Origin of the sequence: Desulfosarcina sp., from assembly GCF_033791525.1 — a bacterium.
Lineage (GTDB): Bacteria > Desulfobacterota > Desulfobacteria > Desulfobacterales > Desulfosarcinaceae > Desulfosarcina.
The window spans coordinates 1-4,969 of the sequence record NZ_JASJGN010000022.1 but is presented as its reverse complement, the minus strand read 5'-3'; the positions used below and the strand labels follow the sequence as shown (position 1 = coordinate 4,969).

The window sequence follows — 4,969 nt, the reverse complement described above, 5'->3', positions numbered from 1 at the left end:
ACCTCCGGTTGCCCGTCGAAATCACCCTGGATGATCTTCAATTCAGCACCGGTGGCATCGATGGTGATCACCGCCGATGGGTTTTTATATCTGAATTGGACACACAGGTTGCTCTGGGCCAGCTTGGGTCCGATCTCGGGATTGTTTTTCAGCAGTTCATAGAACTCCATCAACACCGCATAGAGCATCTTGGCGTCTTTGAAGACGTGGGTCATCGCCTTGTCTGATCGCGCGGCAGCCAGTGGCCGCAAGTCCGCTTTGGACACCGGCAGGGGCGTCGGTTTGGCGTGGTAGGCCCGCTTGACAATTTCAATCACGGCATCGCGTTCCGGTTCGACCGGGTTGTAGAGCATAGCGCCGTCCTCCATGGCGACCGTGGCGACCTGTTCGAGCCTGGCCAACTTATCGGAGATGCCGGCATCTTTCAAATTCAGGGGCATTTTGGTCAAATAGGCCAGCTGTTGATTGAGGCAGCGTATCTTCTCCACGGCAGCCTGGGCCGCCTGTCCACGGACCCATGTGTCGATGAACCCAAAATTGCCAATCGCCGTGGCGAGTTTGTGGCGGGCCTGGTGAGAACTCGTCGAAACCAGCTCCTTGAGCGAATCGACTGCGGACAGATTAGCCAGTTTGGAGAAGACATCCAGTCTTGACGAACGCAACAGGCTTCGGCTCTGACCCACCACTTGCGGAAAGGAAATGCCCATGGCAATGGCGATATCCGCATACCGGTCGATCCTGGCTTCAAGGTTGTGGGCCATGACCTCCGGCAGGATGAGGGCGTTGGCCAGCCCATGGGGAATGTGATAGACGCCGCCGAGGGCATGGGCGATGCCGTGCACCATTCCCACCATGGAGTGTGAAAAAGCGACGCCTGCCAAAAAACTGCCCACCTGCATGGCGCCCCGCGCCTGCAGATCGTCAGGTTTGGCGCAGGCTTGCAGGATGTTTCCCGAAATGAGGGTGATCGCGTGCAGCGCCAAGGCATCCGATGCCGGCGACCACTCTTTGTCGACATAAGCCTCGATGGCATGGGTAAGGGCATCCATACCGGTCATGGCCGTCAGTTTACCCGGCATGGAGACGGTCATGGTGGGATCTAAAATGGCCAGATGCGGCAGAAACTGGGCTTCGGCGAAGGGCAGTTTGACGTCGTTTTCCGGATCGGCAATCACGGCCACTTTGGTAACCTCTGACCCGGTTCCGGCGGTTGTCGGAATGACGATGGCCGGAAGGAGGATTTCATCGCTCCCGAGAAGATAGGCACCCATGTGATCCTGAAGGCTGCCCCCTTTGACTGCCAGGAGATTGGCCACCTTGGCGGTATCGATGACGCTGCCGCCACCGACGGCGATGAACATATCGCAACCCTTCTTTGTTGCCAGGGCGGCACATTTTTCAACCGTATCGATGGTGGAATTGGGCGGCACCTGATCGAAAGTTGCCGCAATTTTGATTGACGTCCCTTTGAATCCGCTTTTGACTTTTTCGACCAGACCGGTTTTGACCAGAATTTCATCGGTCACCAGGATCGCTTTGCGCTTTCCGAACGGTTTGACCGTCTCGCCGAGATTCTCCAGGATACCTATGCCGAAAACCAATTTTGTCGGAAGCGAAAATTCAAAATAGTCGGGTAACATGTTCGTTCCTTTCCTGCCAACGGTTGCCGAAAGCGGTCACAAAGCCGCTCACAATGGTTGATTCACTCGAAGAAAATCGCATTTCCGACGGCATCGTAAAATGCCCGAGATCAAGGCTTGCGAGTCCCTGGGAATACCGCTATCGCGGGTGCCGTAGGCAGTGTACTTACCGTATTCCGCAGTGACGAGGGATGAGCGTAACGCAGATATCGGACGTTTTACGATGCCGTCAATGGTTAACGCGTCAACTCTCGCATAATCTTGGCCACATCCTGGAGCTGGGTCTCTTCCGCCCCCTGCTGGCGGTGGACGCTGCAGTAATCCGAATCGGCAAGGGCTCGGTTTTTACACGGATGGCCGTTTTTGGTGAGCGCTTGACAGGAAGCCTGAGACTTACGCGCTCCGATGTCGGTCATCGTTGCCGTTTCAGCAGTTGAACGGGCCTCCTGGTAGCGGTCATGCAACACCAGGGGCGCATCGTAAATCTTCCCGGACTGGACCAGCTTTAAGAGGCTGTTGAACTCCTCTTCGAACCCTTCCAGCAGAATCTCAGGATCGGGCATCAGGCCCTCATCCGAAGCAATTCCAACGGTCACTTTTCCATCATAGCTGAAAATGCTGATTCCGAGCCCGATCTTTCCTGAGCGGGGCACCCAAAACATAAAATTCTCGATCTTCTGACCGGCAAAATAGAGCGGCTGGCGCGGCCCCGGAACGTTGGTCAAGACGCCCGAGGCCTTATTGCCAAAAAAGGCCGATGCCCGCTTGGCCAATACCGGCGGCAGATAACCCATGACGCTGAGCAGCGCAAAATTGATTAAGGGGTCCGGTGAGGTTTTGAGTCGATCCATGCGTCTTTTGACCTCTTTGAGGCGCAGGATCGGATCTTTTAAGTGCACCGGCAGGGGCAGAAAAACGAGGCTGAACTTGTTGCCCAGCTCGAATTCGGTGCCCGGTTTGCGGATATTGACCGGCACGGTGACCCGTAAATCGAGCTCGTTGACCCGCGTGTTGCGGCTTTTCAAGTAGCGGCGCATGGCGCCGGTGACCGTGGCGATGAGTACATCGTTGAGGGTGGCCGTGCTGATAGCGCGTCCTACCGTTTTGATTTTATCCAGGGACATGGGCTCCGTCCAGGCGATGCGCTTGCGTACCCCCAATTTGCCTTTAAACGCACTGTTGGGATCGGAACTCATGATCATGTATTTTGAAAGCACCGAAGCGAAATCGGTAGGTATACAACTGTATTGCTTGCCCAGCTGCTTCAAATGCGCGGGATCGGCGATCGTTTTTTCCAGTTCTTTGATTGCCTGCCGACCCAACTTCTCGGCAGTATTGAAGGTCTTCGTGGCCGTGTCGATGATCGAATCGATGGGCAGCAACGTGCCCAGAGAGAAGGGTTTGGGCTTTTTTTTGGGCCGGCTTTTCGGCCAGGGCGCATCGGGGTCTTGATCGGCCATCGAGAGCAACAGGTATATGCCGGCAATGCCGTCCGTGATGCAATGGTGAATTCTGAAAAAAAGGACGCAGCCGTCCCCGTAATTTTCGATCAAATGGACCTGCCACAGCGGTTTGTAAGCATCCAGGGGGGCAACCGTCAAATTGGCAATCATCGCCTGCAGTTCGGTCTTATCGCCCGGCGCAGGCAAGGCGACGCGTTGCAGATGCGATCTGAGGTCGAAGTGTTTATCCGCTTCCCAATTAGGGACCCCAAGGCCTAATTTTGGCTGAACGATTTTTCGTTGAAACCGCGGAAACGATGCCAGGCGGCTGTCGATGGTGGCGTAGAGCCGATTAAAGTCCAGCGGCTTTTTAAACTCCATGAAACCGGTGATCACCATCAGGTTGGTGGGTTGATCCATGCTGAGCCAAAAATTGTCGGCATTGGACATGCGTTCGGCCATTGCGTTTCTCCTCGTTGTATCAAACGATATGCCTTTACCAGGCGCTGATTCCGGCTATAAAGTGGTGCATTCGAATCGGGTGGTTGTCACCAGAAGGAGATTCAGGGACAAACAATGAAAACCTTAGTGGTCGTGTTCATAAAGACGGTGACGCACCGAGATGGCCGAGACGCCTGGGCCGCAAGGCGCGAGGAGCGAGAATACTTGTCGTATTTAAGCGACGAGCAACGCAGACGGACCGGGATGTGTCGGTCATCGGATGCCATCGTATTTATGAACACGACCACTTAATGTTTAGAATATATTATGTTCGAAAATATGCAACCCCAATTGATTGATGATTCCCGGTGGTCATCCGCTGAAAATCTTCCTGATAAAGGCAGGATCTGCTATTGGTCCACACTTGGAATCCGCCGCAGACAAACGATATATGCTATAGGCGAGAGCGGTTTAGCAGCGGTTTTTTAAGGATTCCAGCCTGTTGACATTAGCCGGGCCTTGCATGAAACGCCTAAAAAAGACGGCAACGCCGGGCCAGATTGACCCGGCGTTGCGCAACGGCTGGCGCCCGCTTAATTTCGACAGCTTTTGTCGCCGATCAGCGGCAAGCCAATATGCCGATGGTGTCAGGCGGCCACGGCGCGATGGAGCGCGTCGACCTTTTTGTTGAGGGTGCCGACCCGGCGCGCCAGTCCATCGATATCCTTCTTGCTGGGCAGATTCAACTTCGCCGGAAGCGTGCGGACCCGGATACGGACCGCTTTTTCGATCTTCTGCTTGCCGGGAACCTTGTCCAGTACCTCACGGCCGCTGGTAATCACCTCATCCACAACCAGCTGTGCATCCTTGCCGATCCCTTTGAGCAATGAACGCGTGTCCGCCCTCAACTCCGCCATGCGGTTGCGGGCGTCGTCACGCAGATCGTCGACCCGGGCCTTGCCGTCATCCCACACGCCATCGAGGGTCTGGCGGGGGGCTGTGCCGGCTTTGGTCAAAAACGCCTTGCCGTCTTTGATCATGCCGCCCACCGTCGAACGGGTCTCCTGGTTCAGATCCGTGATCATCTCCTTGCCCTCATCCAGCCATTTGGACAGCGTTTTGCGCGGCGTCTGTCTCAAATCCGTCACCCGTGCCTTGCCACTTTTGATCGGCCCGGAGATATAGGTGTCGCTGTAATCTTCCAGTTTGTCGCTCACCCGGCGGCGAGTTCGCTGAACCGTGTTGACCACATAAAAGCGGGTCTTGGCCGTGCTCTTTTTCTTGCTGTCTTTTTTGGTCTTTGCCTGTGCCATGGTAAACCTCCTTGTTTTTCTATCCGTTTGGTAGTGGGCTGCCTCGTTGTTTGCAGCCCGTTGGGCTGCTGCCCTTGATAACGCATTGCGTTATAGCCGACAATATGATGCAGTGCGTTATGATTGTCAAGCG

At 55.1% G+C, this 4,969-nt stretch carries 3 protein-coding genes; all 3 read right to left on the bottom strand.

Features of this window, described 5'->3' with window-relative positions; genetic code table 11:
- Positions 1-1,640: iron-containing alcohol dehydrogenase (locus QNK41_RS01000; protein ID WP_319252832.1), on the bottom strand; the 1,640-nt coding region annotated here is incomplete at its 3' end.
- A 236-nt stretch (positions 1,641-1,876) separates the two neighbouring features.
- A complete protein-coding gene (locus QNK41_RS00995) occupies positions 1,877-3,544 on the bottom strand; it encodes a wax ester/triacylglycerol synthase family O-acyltransferase (RefSeq protein WP_319252829.1) in 1,668 nt (555 codons plus the stop codon).
- 626 nt (positions 3,545-4,170) lie between these two features.
- Positions 4,171-4,836 carry a hypothetical protein gene (locus QNK41_RS00990; RefSeq protein WP_319252827.1) on the bottom strand — a complete coding sequence of 222 codons (666 nt, stop codon included), beginning with the start codon at positions 4,834-4,836 and terminating at the stop codon, positions 4,171-4,173.
- Positions 4,837-4,969 lie beyond the last annotated feature (133 nt).

Excerpts from the sequence above, each read along its gene's own strand:
- QNK41_RS00990 (WP_319252827.1), bottom strand. The coding sequence starts at position 4,836 with ATGGCACAGGCAAAGACCAAAAAAGACAGCAAGAAAAAGAGCACGGCC.
- QNK41_RS00995 (WP_319252829.1), bottom strand. The coding sequence starts at position 3,544 with ATGGCCGAACGCATGTCCAATGCCGACAATTTTTGGCTCAGCATGGAT.